This window comes from Acinetobacter entericus (assembly GCF_026168575.1).
GTDB lineage: Bacteria > Pseudomonadota > Gammaproteobacteria > Pseudomonadales > Moraxellaceae > Acinetobacter > Acinetobacter bouvetii.
This window is the reverse complement of record NZ_JAPEQW010000016.1, coordinates 40,937-61,931: the sequence shown is the minus strand read 5'-3', so window position 1 is coordinate 61,931 and position 20,995 is coordinate 40,937. Positions and strand designations below refer to the sequence as shown.

At 40.6% G+C, this 20,995-nt stretch carries 24 protein-coding genes, 1 tRNA gene and 1 pseudogene; 7 read left to right on the top strand and 19 right to left on the bottom strand.

The features are described 5' to 3' along the window. Window positions 1-296: 296 nt before the first annotated feature. The 6 genes from OKC24_RS12895 to OKC24_RS12870 all read right to left on the bottom strand — a co-directional run bounded on the left by OKC24_RS12895 (window position 297) and on the right by OKC24_RS12870 (window position 4,309). Window positions 297-656: a NirD/YgiW/YdeI family stress tolerance protein gene (locus tag OKC24_RS12895; RefSeq protein ID WP_130147827.1), complete on the bottom strand. Its 360-nt coding sequence runs from the start codon at window positions 654-656 to the stop codon at window positions 297-299. 497 nt (window positions 657-1,153) lie between these two features. After that, window positions 1,154-2,167 carry a 3-oxoacyl-ACP synthase III family protein gene (locus OKC24_RS12890; protein WP_130147829.1) on the bottom strand — a complete coding sequence of 338 codons (1,014 nt, stop codon included), beginning with the start codon at window positions 2,165-2,167 and terminating at the stop codon, window positions 1,154-1,156. A gap of 309 nt (window positions 2,168-2,476) precedes the next feature. Then, window positions 2,477-2,677: a hypothetical protein gene (locus OKC24_RS12885; RefSeq protein WP_130147831.1), complete on the bottom strand. Its 201-nt coding sequence runs from the start codon at window positions 2,675-2,677 to the stop codon at window positions 2,477-2,479. Window positions 2,678-3,024: 347 nt separating this feature from the next. Then, the gene (locus tag OKC24_RS12880; RefSeq protein WP_265465484.1) at window positions 3,025-3,147 is read right to left on the bottom strand and encodes a hypothetical protein; all 123 of its coding nucleotides are present in this window, start codon (window positions 3,145-3,147) and stop codon (window positions 3,025-3,027) included. A gap of 698 nt (window positions 3,148-3,845) precedes the next feature. Then, a tRNA-Met gene (locus OKC24_RS12875) sits at window positions 3,846-3,922 on the bottom strand. A gap of 99 nt (window positions 3,923-4,021) precedes the next feature. Next, window positions 4,022-4,309 carry a hypothetical protein gene (locus OKC24_RS12870; protein ID WP_130147833.1) on the bottom strand — a complete coding sequence of 96 codons (288 nt, stop codon included), beginning with the start codon at window positions 4,307-4,309 and terminating at the stop codon, window positions 4,022-4,024. Between the two features lie 731 nt (window positions 4,310-5,040). Here OKC24_RS12870 and OKC24_RS12865 point away from each other — a divergent pair. After that, complete coding sequence (locus OKC24_RS12865; protein WP_130147835.1) at window positions 5,041-5,382, top strand: hypothetical protein; 342 nt, start codon at window positions 5,041-5,043, stop codon at window positions 5,380-5,382. A 46-nt stretch (window positions 5,383-5,428) separates the two neighbouring features. Here OKC24_RS12865 and OKC24_RS12860 read toward each other — a convergent pair whose 3' ends face one another. Then, window positions 5,429-6,319, bottom strand: a complete 891-nt coding sequence (locus tag OKC24_RS12860; RefSeq protein WP_130147837.1) for an alpha/beta hydrolase — start codon at window positions 6,317-6,319, stop codon at window positions 5,429-5,431. A gap of 1,040 nt (window positions 6,320-7,359) precedes the next feature. Here OKC24_RS12860 and tusD point away from each other — a divergent pair. Genes tusD through OKC24_RS12840 form a run of 4 tightly spaced genes read left to right on the top strand, consistent with a single transcriptional unit; the run spans window position 7,360 to window position 8,764 of the window. Continuing rightward, window positions 7,360-7,728: a sulfurtransferase complex subunit TusD gene (gene tusD / locus OKC24_RS12855; RefSeq protein WP_130147839.1), complete on the top strand. Its 369-nt coding sequence runs from the start codon at window positions 7,360-7,362 to the stop codon at window positions 7,726-7,728. Between the two features lie 44 nt (window positions 7,729-7,772). After that, complete coding sequence (locus OKC24_RS12850; protein WP_130147841.1) at window positions 7,773-8,123, top strand: hypothetical protein; 351 nt, start codon at window positions 7,773-7,775, stop codon at window positions 8,121-8,123. A 12-nt stretch (window positions 8,124-8,135) separates the two neighbouring features. Continuing rightward, window positions 8,136-8,432, top strand: a complete 297-nt coding sequence (locus OKC24_RS12845; RefSeq protein ID WP_131275597.1) for a hypothetical protein — start codon at window positions 8,136-8,138, stop codon at window positions 8,430-8,432. Between the two features lie 20 nt (window positions 8,433-8,452). Further along, complete coding sequence (locus OKC24_RS12840) at window positions 8,453-8,764, top strand: TusE/DsrC/DsvC family sulfur relay protein (RefSeq protein ID WP_005009615.1); 312 nt, start codon at window positions 8,453-8,455, stop codon at window positions 8,762-8,764. A gap of 27 nt (window positions 8,765-8,791) precedes the next feature. On the opposite strand, the gene OKC24_RS12835 is transcribed toward OKC24_RS12840, so the two are convergent. Together OKC24_RS12835 and OKC24_RS12830 are read right to left on the bottom strand one after the other, a co-directional pair. Continuing rightward, on the bottom strand, window positions 8,792-9,274 hold the full coding sequence (locus tag OKC24_RS12835; RefSeq protein ID WP_130147845.1) for a winged helix-turn-helix transcriptional regulator: 483 nt from the start codon (window positions 9,272-9,274) through the stop codon (window positions 8,792-8,794). Window positions 9,275-9,372: 98 nt separating this feature from the next. Beyond that, window positions 9,373-10,272, bottom strand: coding sequence for a LysR family transcriptional regulator (locus tag OKC24_RS12830; RefSeq protein WP_130147847.1), 900 nt, complete (start codon window positions 10,270-10,272; stop codon window positions 9,373-9,375). Window positions 10,273-10,371: 99 nt separating this feature from the next. Here OKC24_RS12830 and OKC24_RS12825 point away from each other — a divergent pair, with 99 nt between their 5' ends. Both OKC24_RS12825 and OKC24_RS12820 read left to right on the top strand, forming a co-directional pair. Then, window positions 10,372-10,818: a CidA/LrgA family protein gene (locus OKC24_RS12825; protein ID WP_130147849.1), complete on the top strand. Its 447-nt coding sequence runs from the start codon at window positions 10,372-10,374 to the stop codon at window positions 10,816-10,818. 1 nt (window position 10,819) lies between these two features. Continuing rightward, window positions 10,820-11,530, top strand: a complete 711-nt coding sequence (locus OKC24_RS12820) for an LrgB family protein (RefSeq protein WP_416346080.1) — start codon at window positions 10,820-10,822, stop codon at window positions 11,528-11,530. A 654-nt stretch (window positions 11,531-12,184) separates the two neighbouring features. Here the strand turns inward: OKC24_RS12820 and OKC24_RS12815 are convergent. The 10 genes and pseudogenes from OKC24_RS12815 to OKC24_RS12770 all read right to left on the bottom strand — a co-directional run bounded on the left by OKC24_RS12815 (window position 12,185) and on the right by OKC24_RS12770 (window position 20,912). Then, the gene (locus OKC24_RS12815; protein ID WP_130147851.1) at window positions 12,185-12,931 is read right to left on the bottom strand and encodes an adenosylcobinamide-GDP ribazoletransferase; all 747 of its coding nucleotides are present in this window, start codon (window positions 12,929-12,931) and stop codon (window positions 12,185-12,187) included. Beyond that, window positions 12,928-13,530 carry a histidine phosphatase family protein gene (locus OKC24_RS12810; protein WP_130147853.1) on the bottom strand — a complete coding sequence of 201 codons (603 nt, stop codon included), beginning with the start codon at window positions 13,528-13,530 and terminating at the stop codon, window positions 12,928-12,930. The genes OKC24_RS12815 and OKC24_RS12810 overlap by 4 nt, the downstream gene beginning before the upstream one ends. A gap of 40 nt (window positions 13,531-13,570) precedes the next feature. Continuing rightward, window positions 13,571-14,623 (bottom strand): nicotinate-nucleotide--dimethylbenzimidazole phosphoribosyltransferase, encoded by a 1,053-nt coding sequence (cobT, locus tag OKC24_RS12805; protein WP_130147855.1) that lies wholly within the window; start codon window positions 14,621-14,623, stop codon window positions 13,571-13,573. Beyond that, the gene (gene cobU / locus OKC24_RS12800; protein ID WP_130147857.1) at window positions 14,620-15,141 is read right to left on the bottom strand and encodes a bifunctional adenosylcobinamide kinase/adenosylcobinamide-phosphate guanylyltransferase; all 522 of its coding nucleotides are present in this window, start codon (window positions 15,139-15,141) and stop codon (window positions 14,620-14,622) included. The genes cobT and cobU overlap by 4 nt, the downstream gene beginning before the upstream one ends. After that, window positions 15,138-15,746, bottom strand: a complete 609-nt coding sequence (locus OKC24_RS12795; RefSeq protein ID WP_130147936.1) for a 2'-5' RNA ligase family protein — start codon at window positions 15,744-15,746, stop codon at window positions 15,138-15,140. The genes cobU and OKC24_RS12795 overlap by 4 nt, the downstream gene beginning before the upstream one ends. Window positions 15,747-16,002: 256 nt before the next feature. Then, window positions 16,003-17,238, bottom strand: coding sequence for an MFS transporter (locus OKC24_RS12790; RefSeq protein WP_130147859.1), 1,236 nt, complete (start codon window positions 17,236-17,238; stop codon window positions 16,003-16,005). A gap of 347 nt (window positions 17,239-17,585) precedes the next feature. Further along, window positions 17,586-17,852: a hypothetical protein gene (locus OKC24_RS12785; RefSeq protein WP_130147861.1), complete on the bottom strand. Its 267-nt coding sequence runs from the start codon at window positions 17,850-17,852 to the stop codon at window positions 17,586-17,588. A gap of 901 nt (window positions 17,853-18,753) precedes the next feature. Continuing rightward, window positions 18,754-20,363 (bottom strand): annotated as a pseudogene (locus tag OKC24_RS12780) (PepSY-associated TM helix domain-containing protein). Between the two features lie 4 nt (window positions 20,364-20,367). Beyond that, the gene (locus OKC24_RS12775) at window positions 20,368-20,658 is read right to left on the bottom strand and encodes a hypothetical protein (protein WP_130147865.1); all 291 of its coding nucleotides are present in this window, start codon (window positions 20,656-20,658) and stop codon (window positions 20,368-20,370) included. Then, window positions 20,655-20,912 carry a hypothetical protein gene (locus tag OKC24_RS12770; protein ID WP_130147867.1) on the bottom strand — a complete coding sequence of 86 codons (258 nt, stop codon included), beginning with the start codon at window positions 20,910-20,912 and terminating at the stop codon, window positions 20,655-20,657. The genes OKC24_RS12775 and OKC24_RS12770 overlap by 4 nt, the downstream gene beginning before the upstream one ends. Window positions 20,913-20,995: the final 83 nt, after the last annotated feature.

Here is a 20,995-nt window from a genome sequence, read left to right as displayed (position 1 = left end):
TATTGGGTAAAATCGTCTTTCACCGTCAAATAAATATAACTCAATTTCCAAATAAAAGTGAGCAAGATCAAAAGGAAATAGCAAACTCAATATATGTACACTCAGATGCGATCCTAAACCGATTCATTGATCACTAGCAGCTGACATTGACTCACAATCCACTAAGTCTTACTTTAAAATCGTGACACCCTCAAAAGATTAAAGCCATTCTAGTGTACGAAAAACCTAGAATGGCTTTAATCAATATACTTAAGACTGGCTTGAAATTTTTTGAACAATCCCAAATAGCTTAAATTTTATTTTATTCGTTCGATATGGATGACCTCAATATCTGTAGGCTTTACTCGATGAGTATCAACCTCACCAACAACATGAACACGATCACCGGCTTTTAATTTTAAAGGGCGCCATAGATCGTCATCTACATCTAAGATGATCGTACCTGTTGAGTCTTTAAGCTCAAAATCATCACCTGAAATATGTTTTGATATTGTTCCTTTTAAAGTCACTCCAGTTTCATCAGCTAATTTTTTTGCTTGGGCAATGGTAACCACATTTTTTTCAGCTTCTTTTAAAAGTACTGCGTCTGACTTCGCATATGCGGCACCACTCAATAAAGAAATACCAGTAATTGCGGCTAAAAATAATTTTTTCATTTATTCGACTCCATTTTAGGCTTCTCAAATTAATAATTTATAAGTCAACTCATTGCTTAATTGATACTTAGGTACTTTATCTCGCATTTTCAAGTGTAGAAAATGCATTAATTTAAAAGGTTTCATATATAAAGCCCATATTGCAGGCTTATATCAATCTTTATCTAAGGTATGAGGTATTATCGTTTCTTCCTTATTTTCATTATTGCGATCATTTTTTGACACGCTAATAATTCAATTGCTGCTACTGTACTTAATCGCTAGTGCTTTCATATTTAGGCCTATGTTTAATTAAAACTCTACACTATCAAAACAGGATTTTTCATGTGTTGGATTTATGCAAAAGTTATTCTTCAGTACTTTTTAGCTCGAACCAGATGATTCAACTTTTAGTTAAGAGCCTTTTATAAGCGCTCGCTAACTGGACGCCTATTTCTTTTCAGCATTGCGTAAGTCACTTTCCTGCAGACAATGATGCTTTTAATATATATTGTGAATCACAGCTTCCACAGCATAAGTCCAGTTTGGTATCCAGCACCCAGTGTCCACAAAACAATAAGATCCCCTTTTTTAAGCATTCCCTTATTCAGCCTGCTTGCATAAGCTAGAAAAAGACTATTCGCCCCTGTATACCCATATTGATCCCCAACATATTCAATTTTCTCCCAAGGGATATTCTTTTTCTCTTGAAGAATATCAATATTCATCTTTGTAAACTGAGAAAGCAAAAAGCATGAAATATCTTCCAGCTGCAGATTGTGCTTATCTAATAACTCATCAAGTGCTTCAGCGGCAAACTCTACACTTTCAATTCCGCTAAATGCAGCCCAATGAATTTTTTCATTTGCGCTCTCACCGCAAGAAAAGCCCTTCGGAGGCCAAACAATAGTATCTTTGAAACTGCTGTCTGTTTGATAGGTGCGATCGATCATGCCTGATCCGAATCCATCTGCTTCTTTTTCCAAAATAAGCGCAGCAGCAGCATCACCGACGATACTTGAAGGGATTGGCGTATCCTCACTACCAATCTTGCTCAATTGGTCAGCACCGACCACTAAAGCACGCTTATAAGACTCTTTAGACTGAAGTAAAACTGACGCCTGCTCTAAAGCTAGAAACATACCTAAACAGTTCGCATTGACATCAAAACACACGCAATCTTTTTTGATTTTTAAAGCTGAATGCAGCCACAATGCATTGGTTGGAGATAAGTACTCCAGCGTTGTTGATGCGAAAATAATAATATCAATATCGCCATTCTTAATATTATGCTTTTTCAGTACTTTTTCTGCAGCGCTAATTGCCATGGTAAGCGCATTTTCTTCAGCATTGGCTATTACATATCTCTTATCACGACCCACTTTTTTTAATAAATCCTGCATCTTCTCATTTTCTTTAAATCGCTCAAGATAATAGTCGTTATTACGGATTGTTTCTGGATGATAGATATCCACTGCAGCAATATTCAGAGAGGGTTTTTCTCCCCCTTTAGTTTCATAAATAATATTCATTTTACTTCTTATGGTTTTCATTAATTGAGATTTATTTATATCGAATTTAGAGTAATTTTCAAGTATTAAAAACCAATCTCATACAGATTACTTAGTATAAAAATATGCAATTCGCACGGCGCCTCGTACAGTTTAAAATATAAATTGATGCTGCTGCCGTGCAATGGCATCGCTGCGGGATTATAGAATCGGGCTCGGAATGACGTTGAATGCCGTCAAACTGGAATGCGCCACATAACTGAACCTAGACGCGTCATCCAACATGCGCCCAAGCTTATCGCGGATCTTCTTTTGTGATCTGTTCAGCCGCTATCTCGGCTTGCCATTGGCAGAGCCATGTGACTTTACTAGAGTTTCAGCTTTTACTTGGGCTGCTTCCGCTTTAATAAAGGCCCAAACTGTCACGCTGGTTTTATCCATATTGAAAATTTTGGTGGCATTATCAGGTATATAAGGCTGTTCCGATTCCTTGCCATATTCTGAAAAAACGACGCCTTTTCTAATCTTCAATCAATCAGCATGCAGATGCTTCTAGTAGAAGCTCAGGATTTAGCAGTCGCTTCTTTACGATGTAAAAATAAAAATGTCAGTGTTTTATAGATTTTAATTTAAATTTACCTTCATGGCCGTTTAAATATTTATCTAATTGCTGCAATAGGGTTCTTCAGCTTCTAAGTATTTTTCTTTGGCTGTTGGCAATGGCTGCACGTTGTTTTTGGGTGGAAGTTTTGGGTTCTTAAAAAAAATCCTTTTCATCCATAAATTGCGCCGATTTAAAAATCCCCCGAAGGTAGTTCTATTAAGAAACTACTCAATCTTATAAGTAAATTTTGATTGATCAGGTTTTTTTTCCATGGTTAGCCATATCTGGCCATTCCTTCTATCGCCATATAGATAAAGCTGATAATGCAGCCAATTTGTACCAAAATCATCAAAAGTGCGCGACCATTTTTTGATTGTATACGTTCGTATTTTGCCATATTCGGATTCCAAACTTTGATCATAAAAAAGCACACTATCAATTCGATTAGAATGGACTCTAGCAGACATATATTCAAAGATTGAGATTAAACAAAAAATGATGACAATCCCACAAAGAATACTTTTTTTATATAAATATTTCATAATATTATAAGTCGTTTGATTTATATTTTTTGAATCTAAAATATATCAAATCATCTCCATCACTTCCATCAGCAGCATGTGATAAGTTTCAAATTTGTGCATAATTTATGACAATCACCATTGGCCTGAAAAAGAAAAACCCCGCCAATATCTAGAATTGAGCGGGGTTTTATGTGCCGTAATACGTCCGGCAAACTGGAGAACTATTTAATCACTTTTTCCACACTTACGGCATTCTTGTGTATATCCGCAATCAGGATCGTAATTAAACTCATAATTATGAATGCAAAATAATTTACGAAGGAAATAGATCATAGCTTTCTCCTTAATCTCGATTATGGAATATGAGAAGGATTATCATTAGATGGACTATCTGGCATCCTTAAATAATTAATAGGGATAATTCCACTTTTTTTAAAGGCATCAAATTCGAAGGAATTTGAATCTGGGCGCCAGCCGAATTCATTTTTAAACCGATTAAAAGGTAAAACAGCAGGCAAAAAAATACCCATCTTATGGGAAGACGGGTATATAAACTTTAAATTTTTTTCGTTGGTAGCGGGAGCTGGATTTGAACCAACGACCTTCGGGTTATGAGCCCGACGAGCTACCAGACTGCTCCATCCCGCATCAACGAGGTGCCTTTATACGCCCTTTGCACGAACAATGCAAACTTTATTTGAAATATAGCCATTTACGATATGAATTAAATAAAAAGTGTCTTAAAAATTAACCAGCTCCCGCTTCTGTTATAAAGTTTGGATGTAAAGCCTTATATAAACTCAATCTTCTTTTTTCATTTTCCAAAAATAATTTAGGCTCTTCCGACCACACAGACGTTCTTGAATCAAGGCCTGAGTGGCTTAAAGCCCAATCAGAAACGGTGCCATACACAAACGTATTATCGGCGAAAACTAATTTTGTCTTCCTACCCACACTACTTACAAAAACTTTATGTGTTGGTAATGATCCAAATGTACTCATTTGAGTACATAGATATTTATAGATTTCAGACATAGAATAAGATACTTGAACGACAAGCCCATTATACCATTTTAATCAGTTAAAAAGCCCCAAAAGCTTCACGGGTCTGGACGCTGCTCACAATTACATCAACCTTATATACACGCTAAACTATGCTTGCTTTCACTCTCTTTAAGCACGGGTTGCCAAGCCCTAGCGGGAACATCGAGGTTTTTACTCAAGGCATGTTCTGCAAGCTGGTACACTTTCAGTATATGATTGTCATATTTCAGGCAATAAAAAAGCCCGCCATTTGGTGAGCTTTTAATTAACTTCAGTGCGTTACAAACATTTCGGCCAGTATAACTGAAATATGCCAGACTCCCTGATCCACTATTTAGAGCGTCTTTAAATTTATTTTAACGATCCAGATCATTGCTAGTTGCGAGATATATAACAATTAAGTCACGGATGACTTTTAATGATACTGTAAACTATCCTAATTCAAGATCGTTTGAATTTTAGGCTAGATATAGAGTTATTCGCGGAATGTGTGATTTAAAATTCAATGATGCAGATATTATGAATCGAAAATGGCTCCGTAACGCAATTTTGATGAACATTATTGTGACTCAAGTTGGAAATAGCCAGTCTCGCTTTATAATAGAAGGCTTAGAGAATATGCAGCTGTTTTAATGCTGCATTCCAAACAAAATCCACTCTGTGTAGGTTTTTTTACCTATTTGTCTTTATAATTCATTCACCAATAACAGCAAGACAAAACCATGAAAATAAAAATATTTAGCACTCTGCTCATTACTTTGACAATCACTGGCTGCCAAAAGCAGCAGGCCGAAAATCCCACAGAAAATCGCACAGCTAAAACCCAATTTGAAAAATCAGATGTCATTATCGGCAACTATCTGGATAGGCTCGACAACCCCAATACACCTAAAGCAGAGCAAATCAATATAATCTGCAAAGATTACCCTGCAGAATATAAAAACCATTATATGCCTGCTTTGTTGCAGCTGCAGCCTCATGACTACACAGAAACAAAGCTGCTGAATGACCTAGATATGGCAGTGAACTACTACAAAGAAAAATTAAACATCAGCTGCAGCTAAGGTTAATTCACTAGATAAAAAACCGCTAATTTCTCTTTTTTAAAGATTAATGCAATTTATTCAGCAGCACATCCATAAGGGATGCTTTAAACACTTGGCCATGTTTTAAGTTGGGATAAATCAAAAATTTTGCATCGATACCCTGCTCATCAAAATTCGATAGTATTTTTCTGTTTTTATCGATTCCGCTCATATCAAAATTTGAACTTTGCTTTTCGCCATCATTCATTGAAACATCGCCTTCCATCAGCAATACATGCTTCTCAGTCGGTGCTCTAATTTTAACAGCATTAATTTTATCCATCATTCTATTATCAGCCCATGACAGTGATGGACTTGCCGCAAAGTAATGACTGAAATAATCCCCTGCCAGCAAACTGTCCAATACAAATAGACCGCCATATGAATGACCCCATACAGCTCTCTTATTGGCATCCAATTTAACGTTTTGCTCAACCCACGGGGCAATATTATTTAAAAGAACCTTTCTAAATTCTGCACTTCCGCCGCTCATGCGCTCAGGGCTTCGCGGATCAGGTGCCGGTTTACCGACAGCCATATCTGCTGGAGTGTAGTCTAAGGACCTCGAAGCAGACTCAAACGGCAAGTTTGTCTTATAGCCTATAGCGACCAATACTGGCGAATCATTTTCAGTTAAGGCTCTCAGTAATGGATCATTCAGATGAGACATCACTGCGTTGCCATCCAGCATGAATACAGCAGGCAACTTTTGTTGAATATTTTGATTCGCCTTGGGGATACCTAGCCAAACTTTATATATCCGCTGCTTATCGTTTGATGCAAATTCTTTGACTTTGAAGCTGTAATATTCAGAACCCAATTCTGTAATATTGGCGCCAAGCGGTTTGATTTCCGGTTTTGCATGTGTCGCAACATTCATCCCCATGGCAAAAACGGCAGCCAATGAATAGGCCATTATATTTTTTAAGCGAAGAGTCATTGTTCGGTTAATTTCTAATTCAGTTGCTACATATTACAAGTTATTAATTATCATTATCAAATGATAATTAATATATTTACCTCAACATCAAAGCGTAACCATTTTCTTCTATTCATCATTTATTCGGGCGAGTACCATCTTATTATAGGCAATTTTTATTGGAGTGATTTATGCTTGAATATACGCTCATTACAGCTATCATTTTACTTATCGTTGTCCTGCTTATAATTTTTTATACAAAGAAAAAATAGATTTTCTCATCTATCTTTTAACTATTTTGTCACCTTTTGCAGCCATACTGTGTCTAAGGTTTGAAGGCTAAGCAAACCTGTAATAACTAAGCAACACCTATCTCACCCTATTTTATATAGGGTTTTATTTTTGGAACGGAGTCTACTAAATTAGGATCAGCATTTATCAAGCAGCCCTATTTCTGCAGGGCTTTCTCTTGCCGAATATAAATCAAAAGCCAAAAAGTAATTTAAATGATCCAATCCTCATAGCCATAAAAATAAGTTACCTTGCCTGTATCTCATAGACAGAAAATAAGCGCCAAAGTTTAAGACCCGAGGCGCTTTTACAGATCACTGCGAGCTAAGCATAAAAAACGTTACCCTATGCAAAATCCTTACTGTGAATGTATGCCCTGCAGGCGTAGTAATTGGCGCATTAGCATACGATTACCAGCTGGACTTTGGCGGCCTGCCATCATCCAAAAAGAAAACTGCACCAGCCTATGCCGCAGTTGGGTTTAGCTTGTCTTTTTATTTTATTTATCGGCACAATAGAAAAAGAAAGAAAACCAGGGGGGAGTTTTGTGCAAATAAAAGAATGATTCTTATACTCCTAAATTTTTAAACATTATAATTTATTGTTTTTAATCATTTATTTTTAGAATTCTTTTTACATACAATGCCGAATCATTTAGATGCCACCTAAAATCATTGTATAATGCCTTTTTCTTATGAAGCTTGGGCAAGCCAACTGCAATTGCCAGTTTCCGCAGTGAATTTCAAATGAGCACTTTATTACTGATAACCTCGCCGCCTACTTCTATTCATGCCTGGCATGCTTTAGGTCTAGCTCAGGCTTTGCAAAACAAGAAAGAAGAGTTCCGTGTATTCTTCTACCAAGATGCGGTGGCTGCAGCCAATGCCCTGCAATGGGTACCGGATGATCAGCGCAAACTGACTTCAGAATGGCAGAAGCTTGCTATTCGCTTACCAGTTTGCGTCAGCGCGGCATTGGCCCGCGGAATTACGGATCAGGAAAATGCCCAGCGGCACAATATTCAGCAGCATAATCTTGCCGAAGGCTTCGAGCTGGTTGGCCTTGGTGAACTGGCCGATGCTGTTCAATCTTCACAGCGGTTAATTCAATTTTAAGATCTATATTTTCTAAAATTTGCAGCATTTAAAAGGTTGATTGTGTGAATACTGTACTTGTTATCTTAACCCAGCCAAACTTATCCAGCCTGCAGGTGCATGAAAGCTTATCTGCCACAATGGTGCTGGCGACGTTTGGCTGTGAAGTCAGGGTTTTACTGCAAGATGGCGCGTTAAGCCTGCTGGCGTCTGAACTTGAATTTAATCAATTGAAACATGCATTTAAGATTGCATCGAATATGGTCGACAGTTTTGAATTCTATGATCTGACGCCTGTGCTGATTGAAGAACATCATAGAAACAATCCCTTTGTTCAACATTCAGCACAAGAGCTTGAGTTCACGGAGTTTAATGCCGCGCTCATTCAACAATTTGATCATGTTCTGTTTTGGTAAGCGGTGAAATATATGTCCGGTAAAAAGTCCTCAGAAAATACTTTATATCTTATACAAGCCAGCTATGCTGCGGCTCCATTGGCGCTTTCTAAATTGCAGCAGCTCTATACCAGCGACAATCAGGTCGTTCTCATGGGTGAATCGGTCATGCATGCAGCGCATGAGGCAATTCAGGCATTGGAAAACTGCTACGTGCTGGAAAATGAACAGCCGCTGCTGAATTCAGCTCAAAACAATATTCAGCTGATTAATTATGGACAATTCGCAGCGCTGTGCCTGCAGTTTACCCGCTGTATTTCTATCAAATAAATTAAATATCGGTTTTAGAAATGAACTTAGAACTCGACCAAGACGGTCATTTAGTCGATTACACCATTTGGAATGAAGCTGTTGCGCAAGAACTGGCAAAAACGTTAGAGTTGGAGCTGACGTCTTGGCATTTTGAAGTGCTGCAGGCCGTCCGTCAGTTTTATCAGCAATTTGGCCATTCACCCGCCACCCGCCCACTGATTAAGTTTTTAATGAAAACCGTCAGCCCTGAAATAGACAATGCCCTTCTGCAAGATAAATTTAAAACAGGCTTAGTCGCACGCCATCTCAGCCGTTTGGCAGGTGTTCCAAAACCTGCAAATTGTTTGTAAATGAATTAAGCACTTAAATATGTCAAGCTAAGCCTGTTTTTGCTCAGAATTTATCAGATTATAATAGCTTCGGGTAAAAACTGGCTTAACCTGTTTGGCATGGACCTCTTCCCGGCATTCGGAACAGACCATAACCGGATAAAATGATTCTCCGCAGCCTTGATGGATATATTGCACAGGCGCACCGAGTCCGTCATCCATCCACTTATCTGCCCATTTCGACATAGACAGTAAGATTGGATACAGCTCAAGTCCTTTATCCGTTAAACGGTACTCAAAACGTTCCTGCCTATCAAAATAAGCGGCTTTAATTAAAATTTCATGTTCAACCAAGCGCTTTAAACGTTCTGACAATACATGGCGGGTTACGCCTAAATTTTGCTGAAAATCATCAAAACGGCGCATGCCCATAAATGCATTGCGCAGAATCAGCATGGTCCAGCGGTCGCCTAATATTGATAATGTCCGCGCTATTGAACACGGCTGACTGCCGATATCGTCCCATTTCATGTTGATTAACCTGCTACATGATGTATAAAGCTAAAATTAATGGAATAAATCTGTTTTGGAAAGCAGAACTTGCTCAATCTTTTCATCTGGCAATGCGCCTAAAAACGAATTTCATCCAAATGCCGCTCTATAATGTGCAGCCACGCGCTTGTTGCCGGACTCATCGCCACAGTCGTGTTCCATGCCATACTGAGCGTCCAATTCAAATTGGGATTTTCCAAAAGGCTGACATTATACTTCTGCTTATCGAGCTGATCGCAATAAATTTTGGGCAGCAATGCGATGCCTACATTGGATTCAACCATTTTAACAATAAAGTCCCACTGGCTGCTTTTACACACAACTTTAGGCTCAAATCCGACATAATTGCAGGCCTGAATAATCATATTGTTTAAAGTAAAAGTATCGGCATACAGCATAAAAGATTCTTCTTTCAACTCGATTAAAGACACCTGTTCACGGTCATGCCATTGTGACTGCCTGTGCGACAGCAGGCACAGCGGTGAGTTCATAATTTGAATGCCGCTCAAGAACGGTTTTAAATGTCCTAAAATAATGCCAACATCAATTCTTTTTTCAAGAATTGCATCTTCAATGCCTGCTGCGCCAACTTCAAAAAAACTCAATTCAATATTTGGATATTGGCGGTGAAATTGGGCAATTAAAGCGCTCAGCAAAACGGAGCTGAGCGGCGGAAGGCCCAAAGTCAATTTGCCTTGCTTTAACGCGCGCACTTGAGTCACTGTTTCTGCAATGCGCTGCTGTTCATTTAAAATGACCAAAGCATGCTGATAAATTTTTTCGCCGATATTGGTCATGACGGCTTCACGCTTGCGTCCAGCACTGCCTTTATGAAACAGAGGAACGCCTATTTCGTCTTCCAGCTGGCGGATCATCTTGCTGATCGTGGGCTGCGTTACACACAATTCTTCTGCAGCCAGACTGAAGCTCTGCTTCTGCACAATAGTGACAAAAACATTTAATGCCTTAATATCCACCTATATTATTCCAGATAAGCATAATTATTTTTTTATTATTCATAATTATTAACATGGGTCAATTTTAAAATAGCGTTATTACAATTGATTTAGTCAGTTATGTTCAGTTTAAAGCAATACCCCAAATTCACACACCTGTTAAAAACAGCAGCACAGCTTGGTTTGCTGGTACTTATTTGGTGGATTGGCGCTTTGATTCAAAGAAGTCTCAATCTTCCTATTTCTGCTGGGGTTATTGGACTGCTGCTGCTGACGGCAGCTTTACTGAGCGGCCTCTTCAAGCTGCAATGGATCAAACAGGGTTCCGATTTGATTTTAGCGGAACTGGTGCTGTTCTTTGTGCCTATTGTTGTCGGGCTGATTAAATACAAAGCGCTTTTTTTGACCCAAGGCTGGCAGCTCATAGTGGCTGTCGTTTTAGGAACTGTCTGTGTCATGGTCTGTACGGCTTATTGTGTATTCTTTGGCTTTAAACTTGAATCAAAATTTAAAACCCATAAAAAACCGCAAGACGCTTCCAATCATAAAATAGTGCATGGCAAATAAAATGAGCATCCTTCATATCAATTTCATGTCTGTCATCTGCTTGGCTTTAACGCTGATTGGCTATGTACTGGTTAAAAAACTTCACCGCAAATTTCCATACATGCTGCTGTCGCCAGCCTTATTCGTGCCGTTTCTATTAATCATCTTCATGCTGGTATTCCATGTTTCTTACGATACTTATATGCTAGAAAATCAATGGATTGTCTGGATGCTTGGGCCAGCAACCGTTGCATTCGCCATTCCAATTTATGAATACCGTCAAGTCATTAAAAACCATCTGCTTTCCATCAGCTTAGGTATTGTGGCCGGTATGCTGTCAGGCATTATCAGCGCATTTTATCTGGCTCAGTTATTCAGCTTTAATCAGGAAACAACTTACAGCTTAATGGCACGGTCTATTTCAACACCATTTGCCATGGAGTTGACATCTCATTTAGGCGGCTCTGTCGAATTAGTCATTTTATTCACCATGATTACCGGTATTGCGGGCGTTGCATTTGCCGACCTTATATTGGCTGGCTTGAAGCTGCATTCTAAATTTGCGCAAGGTTCCGCTTTAGGCAATTCAGCGCATGGCTTTGGCACCAGCAAGGCCTTTATGCGCCATAAAGAAGAAGGTGTAGCCGCCTGTCTCAGCATGGTGCTGGCAGGTGTATTCATGGTGCTTTTAGGGCCTAGTTTAATTCACACTGCGGTATGGCTTTTAAATTAAGTGAGCATCACTGTTATCAATTTAAGCGCTGGCTCCCCCGCATTTAAAATGCATAATCAGTATTCTATGTAAACTGACAATTGGTCTTTATACTCGTCTGACGGCAGACTTGGAGAGTCCTGTCTGCCAACATTAACCGTATCGCGGTTTTTAAGGCATGCGGCTGCGCAGCAGCAGTATTCCAGCTTAACCTCCCACCCTGTGATTCGACATACAGCTCAGTTTAGATTGAATAATGGAGAAAGGCCCTGAATAGAGTTATCTTCTTGCTGCATTAGGCTCATGCCTGGCACGGCATTGTTGCTTTCCATATTTCACAAGAAACTCATGCCCGCCTGCAGTCACCTCATAAGACAAGGTGGTGCCATTGATGCCAATAAGATACGGGCCTATCGGTAAATATTAAACTGCCGGAAGGCAGCTGATTTTGATTGCTGTGCAAAGGCATGAACTCGAACTGATGTGTAATGAATACTGGAAAATTCAGCACGTAGCCGCGTAAATCGAGCAGAAAAATGCTGTTCTGTAAAAGCAAATGCCAGCTTTCTTACTGCTTAAAATACATTTGTAATTAATATTGAAAATGGCCGTGTGAATAATTAATCGCTTCATACGATTATTCACCCCATCATTTTTCTGATCAATATATTTGATTTACACAGCAAGATAAAAACTGCCAATGACAAAGGCTAATAAGCTGACACATTCTGAAATTTCAATACCAGCTCCAACGGTGTCCCCGGTAATTCCGCCGATCCGCTGTATAAATTTATGGCGCAGGTAAAGCAAGGTGATTAATGTACTGATACTGGCAATCAATCCCAGCCATGAAAAATACCAAGACGCCGCGATTACTGCGCTAAACAGTCCCCATGAGGCTATGCGCGGAATAAAATCAGCCATTGAATTGCCTAAGCCCTTGGCGCGCACATATGGAGCGGTGAGAAATAAAAATAAAGGCGCCAAACGGCCTAAAATTGGAAAAAGAATAAGCGCGCTGTACAGCTGTTTTTGCAGCAGCAGATAAATCGCTGACCACTTTAATAAACAGATAATAATCAGACTAAGTACACCAATCGGCCCGCAGGCGGGATCTTTCATAATTTTCAAAGTCCGCTCTGCATCGCCAAAGCCGCCCACCCAGGCATCAGCAGTATCAGCCAAACCATCTAAATGCAGCCCGCCAGTCAGCCATATCCAAATCACCAAAATTGCACTGGACAGCAGTATGGCTGGAATGGCCTGTAATATATAAGCAATTGCAAAAAGAATGACGCCTATCATCAGCCCAACCACTGGATAAAACAGCAAGGATTGGCCATTTTGCTGCTTGCTGGGCATTGCTTTTAATTGGACTGGAAATACCGTCAGAAATTGCAATGCAATCCAAAATGGCGTCATGTATGTTGCTCTCTTAAATATATCGTTTCAGCATCCGGCATTTCAAAATGGCTTAACTGGCCCAGTTCTGCATTCATTTTTAAGATGTCATCCAGAGGCTGATTCAGCGCCTTGCATTTCAGCAGCTTAATCACACCGCCATGGGTCACAACCAGCGCCCGCTGATATTTATGGCTTTGCAAAATTTGAAGCATTTGCCCAAGCCCCAACATTACCCGATTTTTAAAATCCTGCATCGTTTCCGCATTTGGCGGGCTGAAACGCGTGGGCTGCAGCCAAAACTGTTCCAGCGCTTCCGGTTTAGTGTCATAAAGATGCTGTACTTCTACGGCTTCCCAGTCACCAAAATGCATTTCTTGCAGACTTGGCAAAATCATCAATTCCAGACCCAGCTGCTGTGCAGCCTGTGCCGCAAATTGGTGGCAGCGCTGCAGCGGTGAACAGACGATCACATCCCATTGCCGCTGCATTGCCAAAGACTGGTCTAACGTGCGCTGCATTTGCAGCCAGCCCTCAGCGGTCAGCGCATCATCAGTCGATCCGCGCAAAGTATGGCTTAATGCCGTTTTTCCATGCCGAAGCAGATCAATCTGAAACATGTTATTTACCGAATTCTTGAACTATTATGCCTGAATAGGATTAAACTTTTTCACCGGTTACTGCGGCCTCAGCAAAAGTGGCCATGTTATTGTGCAGGCTGCATGCCAGCTTAATCACCCCTAATGATGCTCCAGCACCGCTGCCTTCACCTAAGCGTAAATTCAGTTTCAGCAATGGCTCAGCCTTCAGTTCATCCAGCAGGCGGCGGTGGCCATACTCTGCAGATTGATGTCCAAACAGCATCCAGTCACGTACTGCTGGATTCAGCCGAACAGCCACTAACGCAGATACTGTTGAAATAAAGCCATCCACCACAATTGGCAAGCCAATTTGCGCGCATCGGATATATGTCCCCGCCATGGCTGCAATTTCCAAACCGCCTACAGCACACAAGGCCTTGAAAGCATCTGTACCTACGTAATCTTTATGCAGCGCCAAGGCCTGATCAATAACCTGCTTTTTATGCGCCAGCTGCTCAGCGCGAATTCCAGTGCCTACACCTGTCAGCTGCTCTGCTGGTTCATTTAATAAAAAGCAGGCGACAGCAGATGCTGAACAAGTATTGCCAATCCCCATTTCACCAGCAATATAAACCGAAGCGCCTTGCGCCAACGCTTTTTCAGCGCTTTGACGGCCTAAATTCACCGCATCTATGCACTGCGCTTCGGTCATGGCAAGCTGTTTAGCAAAATTGGCTGTGCCAGGAATAATGCAATGGCGTTCTACCCCGGCATATTCATAGGCCTCACCTACTGAACCGCAGTCAATCACCTGCAGCTGGGCATGATATTCTTTGGCAATCACACTGATGCAGGCGCCGCCAGATGCAATATTCTGCAGCATTTGACGGGTTACCTCTTGCGGATAAGCTGAGATATTTTCTTCCATTACGCCATGATCGCCTGCGAAAATAGCAATCCACGGCAGCGTCACTTCTGGCTTCGCCTGATTTTGCAAAGCTGCCAACTGTACCGCAGTACGTTCTAACTCAGACAATGAACCTGTCGGCTTAGTGAGTTGAAGCTGGCGCGCCTCAGCTTGCTGTCTTGCTTCTTCACTTGGCGTTTTGCACGCATCTAACCACCAGTTCATGCTTTATCTCCTTTCAAAATCATGGGAAAACCCGCGACACAAAATACAACTTTGTCAGCAATCTGCCCCAATTGCTGGTGCAGGCGGCCGCTTTCATCCACAAATTTACGGCTGATTTGCCCCATCGGCACAATGCCCAAACCTGTTTCATTACTGACCAGCAAGATCTCTGCCTGCAATGAAGGTAAAACCTGCAATAATTGAGTGCATTCATCTGCTTGAATGTTTTCATCTTTCTGCATTAAGAGGTTGCTCATCCACAGCGTCAGACAGTCCACTAAAATCACACGCCCCGCTTGGTCCAGCTGCTTTAAGCGCGCTGCCAAATGCAGGGGTTCTTCAACCAATGTCCATGCTGCGGGACGCTGCGCCTGATGATGCACGATGCGTTCCTGCATTTCATTATCCCAAGCCTGAGCCGTTGCGATATATGTAACAGGCTTGTTCGATGCAATAGCTGTCTGTTCCGCTAAACGGCTTTTCCCAGAACGCGCACCGCCTAAAATGAATTGAATCATAAGCTGTCCAGATTAAATTGCTGATATGCTGAAAGCGGCCCCTGCAGCTGCTGCGCTGCATAGGTGCCAAAAGTCAGCTGCTGTACTTCGATCTCAAAAGTGCGCTGCTCAATTTGCTGCATACGTAAAAACACATCATTGCTGTTCAGAGCATGACCATATAAGCCAATTGTAATATGCGGGCAATAGCTGAGCGGCGCAATTTCGCTTGAACATTGATAAAACTGCCGGCGGATTGTATTCAAAATGCCTTGGCTATCTTCTATTTCAATGAACAACGCGCTTTCAAAACTATTAATTTTACCTGTTTTCAGTTTAAACGATGAAAGGCTCAGCTCTTGCAATTGGAACGTCTGCGCATCTAACTGCTGAAAGTTAAAATCGTCGTCAAATTGACTGTATTGTTCCCAGAAACCGCAGATAAATAAAGTAATATGAAACTGGCGGGTGTTGGGCTGAAATAAAAAATCTGAAAACTCCGCACGCAGCTGTTCTAAATAATTGAGCAGCTCAGGAGAGTGAACCTCTAAATACCAGAGGGAAAATGCGGTACGGCCTTTATGCCACTCAGGATAGTCATGTGCAAGCGTTGGCACCACTGGCATTGAAGGCAAAAGAAACACACACAAATCACAATGAAATTATTTCATATATTTAAGCATGAATTTGAATAATTAGGATGGCTTGTTGCTTTAGCAATATTCATTTTGAACTGAATTTTATTCATTCTGCAAAAAGATTTCTATGCAATCACTCAGCATCCCGTTCAGCTTTGAATATAACGGAAGCAATTAAGCTGCTTACCTTATTGCTGATACTGCCATTTTCCCATTCATTTAAAAAAATACCGATGAATGCAGTCTACTCATTTGCCATCTGAGGCTGCGCATTTGTTAACAGCAATTTAACTGCAAAAAAAGCCATCAGCGTAACGACATTGAAAATTAAAAAATAATAGGGATAAGCCGAATGCCATTGATACAGCCCAGTACTGATCAGCGGCCCTGCTACAAAGCTAAGTGCCTGTGTTGCTGTGCACAGGCTGGCAATTTTAGCCTGCATGGCTTGCGGCGCGGTCTGGGCAGCGCCCGTGGTAAAGGCAGGAATCAAACAGGCTACGGAAATACCGTACAGCACATAAGCCGCTTGAAAAATATGCAAATGCTGTGTAGATACTGAAATCAGCAGCCCCAAGAGCATGGTGACTAAACCAACCCAAAGCAGCCGCTGTACCGGCCATTGCAGATATTTAGAGATTAAGCTTTGCATTGCAACCAATGAAATCCCGACAATCAGCGAACATTGCGCAAATGATACTGCTCCCTGCGCAATACCCGTTTTGAAATGATCCTGAATATAAAAACCTGCCGTTAAATTCAAGGTAACAATGGCTAAATATAGGCTAAAACCCAGCAGCAGCCATGAAAAGCATTGCTTAAAACTGAACTGAGTGCCATCCTGTAAATTGGCCCGCTGCTGATTTTTACAGTTCAACGGTTTCAGTTGCGGCGCTGTTTCTTCACGATCAAAAGCGAATACAATCACAGCGCTAATGCCAGCAAGAAGCAATATTGCAGCCCATAACGGCGCGAGCATCCCTTGAGGCAGCAGCAGCGTTGTCAAAAGCGGCCCGAAAACCACTCCTGCACTATTCAGTGCGCCAAATTTAGACATGCTTTGCGCACGCGCCTGCTCATTACCATAACGAGTCATCACATATGTTTGCAGCGCAATTTGCGGCATGGCCATAAATACACCTGTACTGGCACGGCAAATCATCAGCAATGTAAATAAAACCAATAATGAAAGATGTGCAGCCAGCCCATACATCAATACGCCTGTAAAAATGCCCCAAGTTACAGCCATGCCTACGAAGCCGATGCTCAACAGCTGAAAAATGGAGTATTTTTGCTGATGCTTGCTGATATAGATTGCCGCTATAGCCATAAGCAATGCGCCAATAGACACCATGGCACCTGCTTGCAGTTCAGTCAGCCGCAGCTTGCGCACCAGCGGCGCCAGCATCGGTAAAATCATGGAAAAACTTGCGCCATTGGCAAGGCTGGCTGCAATAAAAATTTTATTATTTTGATTCATTATTTTAATCACTTACAGGGCTGACATGGTTATAAAGTAAAAACGGCCGCACGCGCCAGCTTTTTTCGATGCATTGCATTTGGCGCTCATGGCTTAATGCAATGAATGCTTCAGATCCATAGGTTCTGCCCTGGGCGGGAAGGCTTGAAAGCGGATCACGGACTTGTAATCGGCATTCCAAAGGTTATACATGCCAAGGCCTAATGTGCCAGCCGTGCTTTGTCTTTGGCAGAGAAATCTCACAACAAATTAACATTCTTACTTACCAAAATGTATTATTGGCTAAAAAAACCCGCTATCCCTTGATTTAGCGGGGTCTCTATTTTCTAACTATGGTTTACGTACAGTTAATTTAATTGTTTATAGGCCCATTTAATAAACCTGTCCTTATCCCTAAATAAAGGAACATTGAGTAAATTGACCTGAGTAACATTTCCAAATTTTCCACGCAAACTGCTTGGGCTCGAAATAATAAAATCAGAAATAGCCCCCAAATGCGCTTCTTTAAAAAAGTCTAAAACCTGGTTGTGAGGACTTTTTTTATTGAATCCCTCGCGTTCAATAAGAAATTCATATATTTGATATAAGACATATAGTTCAAAATCTTTATTCATGGCTAATTATTCACTTATTCTTAAAATAAACAGTTAAATTAACTTATTGCCTTAGCTATAAAAATTGCATAAAAATTCAAAAGAATAATAATTTATGTTTTCACTATGTGTAAAAAATAATTTATATATTATGTATTTAAATTATACAAACCCATTTAAACTCCAAATTTATTTTTTAATCATTGGTAAAATATTACTAGTTAACTCACCATTTGCTAATTCAGAAGTTCTAAACGATAAACTTACTCAATTCAGGATGTGTTAATTTATTAAGATTGTATTTTAATCGCTCTTTATTGTGAAAAAAAACCCACTTAAATGATAGACTTCCAACTAACTCTAGCGCTTTGCATACACTTCAGTTACTCGGTTTTTTTCATCCACATTTAAAATTTAAAGCCGCCTTAAAATATCCAAATTTAAGTTACAGCTTGGGTAGATAGTCAGCCTAATGCTTTAAATTTATCCGCCACGTTGTGATGCAATATCTAATCAGGCCTGATTTTCGTCCGTGTGTAACTTTTAGCGATGCATACTATGAAGATTGGCATCAAACAGATCGAGAGAATTTCCCCGACTCACCAAAACGCTACTGTAAGAAGGCCCATCGGTTAAGATAGATTTTAGATGCAGGCTTATTCCTTTGCGAAGTCCATTGCTGACTAGCCTTTAATGATGGGTTTGTGCAGAAAGCCTCCTTTATATCCAATAGGCACTTGTCTATTTCACGCTTCACCCCCAAGTTGCAGCTTAAGTTTGGATCCTTTCGTAATTAGTAAGTGCCCATTTTTTGATATGGCTGCAATAAAACCTATCTCATGATCGTTCAAATTTCAAAAATAAATGAGCCCAGATGGATCTCTAGGCTCAACGGAATGATTTAATCAATATAGGTGATCAATTAAGCCCATATAGTATTTTCTGCTGCATGTTTTTGGCGGTGCTTCGCTTTCAAATAAAACCAAATGAAGAGCGCTGCGGAAGCGATAGCAAAGATATCAATCCACCATAACGATGAAATTGAAGCCCATATCCCAAGCTGAGGAAATATCAGTGCGATGAAAGATGTCAACGGCAGGCAGCACAGCACCAATACAATGGCGAATAAAAGCTGCGGCAATGCTTTACCAGCGCCAACCGCAAAACTATATACAATGCTCAGTAAAAAGACCGCATAATAACTGTACAAAAACAAATGATTTACACTGCTTAATTCTGCATATAGAACATAGCCCCAACGGCCAATTAACATGCTGCTCACGACAGCAAAAATACAGCCTAAACATGCCCCAACAGTAAGATTGGCAATTACCATAACATCCTTACGCTGTTTAGGTGGCGCTGACTCAATATTTTTTGCCGTTTCAGACGCGATTCAATCCAGAGTAAATTGCCAGAATAAAAGAGGAAAGCGCCGCCCAAACCTAAAATTAAATATAGCCAGCGCGTGAGGTTTCCACCATAATTACCAAAATGCAAACTAAACATCGAGCGGACTACTTGATCCATCGCTGTCGCATGTGTATTTAAATTATTGGTATTTAATGGTTTATTTAAATAAGGATTAAACATCATGACATCAAAACGATCACCGCGCAGCATTTGATCTGCACTATATAAATTAACGCGTGCAGATGCTTTTTCGGGCACATCTAAATTGTTAAAACTAATTGAACTCACCTGATATTCAGGCGCTTGCTGCTGAATTTTTTCCAGCAGTTTTTCAATATTTAAAGGTTCAATAGGCTCTGCTATCTTAACAGCCGGCGGCCGCGCAAGCTTTTCCTTGGCAATTAATCTATCAATCGCATCATAAAAAACATCATGAAAGGCAAAAGAAATAACGGTGACACTAATAATAATATGAAACGGAAAACTGGTGATTCCGACCACATTGTGGGCATCCAGCCAGAACCTTTTTTTATTTTTACCGGCGCAAATTGCAAAATAATCCTTTACCAACGTCGGCAATAAGATGATTAAACCTGTCATTAACGCTAGAAAATACAAGACACAAATGATCGCCATCACATACACACCTATTGTGTGATGCCCTAAAGTTCCTGGAATACCTGCCGTTTCATGCAGCTGCTCAATCAGCCAGCCCAATTTCGACAAGTTTTCTTGTCTAACTTGTAATGCGCTATCTGCATTTAGGGTGGCAAGCATACTTTGCTGATGCGTGTTGAAATCATGATCATCCTGCCTTTTCGGTAAAGGTGTCTGCCACTGCATTGGCGCATTATAAAATTCTTTGGAATTAAAATTTAATTGGTAGCTTTTTATTGTTTCTGGATATTGTGCTTGGACTTGCTGAATAAGCGGATCATATTGAGCTGCTGAAATGGGCTGCAACTGCTGCTGTGGCGGTGTTGCCCATCGGCTCAAGTCATGCTGAAACATGCTGAGGCCGCCAGCAAAGAAGCAGATAAATAAAAAAATCCCAGAGGTAATTCCAGCCCATGTATGCAGCGTTTTAGCATGACGAATAATATCAGTACGCACTTTCATGTCATCAACCTCGCATCCAACATAAAATGCCGTAAGCCAAAATATTAAATACCGTAAAAATTAAAATGGACTGCCAGCCTTTAGGTATAAAGTACGCAATAAAACATACAGGCAGCCAAATCCAGGGAATAGACCACATGCCTAATTGCGGTGCCAAACTTGGGCTTACATTTTGAATGGCCCATAATGTAATAATTGATGCGCAGAGTAAGGCAAAAATAAAACCCAAGCATATCCCAGCAAAGGATTTTGACCACCAGTCAGATTGAATTTTCTGTTGAAAAAATGAGTTCATGGGCTATTCTTTTTAATCATCAGCGGTATAAATGGTAAAAATGTCCACACGACCAGCATGGTTAACAGCCACATATAAATTGCAGCGAGCTTAGGCAGCGTTGCTAAAAAAAGAAGCAGCGATAAAACCACACAGCCAAAGCCAATCCAACGATAAAACGGTGGCAAAACCGCCTGAACCAAGCGCTGGTTTGCGTGCGTGCAATACAGCAGAATGCTACCAATAAAGACAAAAGAAAATGCAAGGAATTTCAAAACTTACATCCTTTTTTAAATGGAAAAATACGAGATACCATTCCAGCCATTGGAAGATATCCCGCTTCTTGCGTTTAGAATTT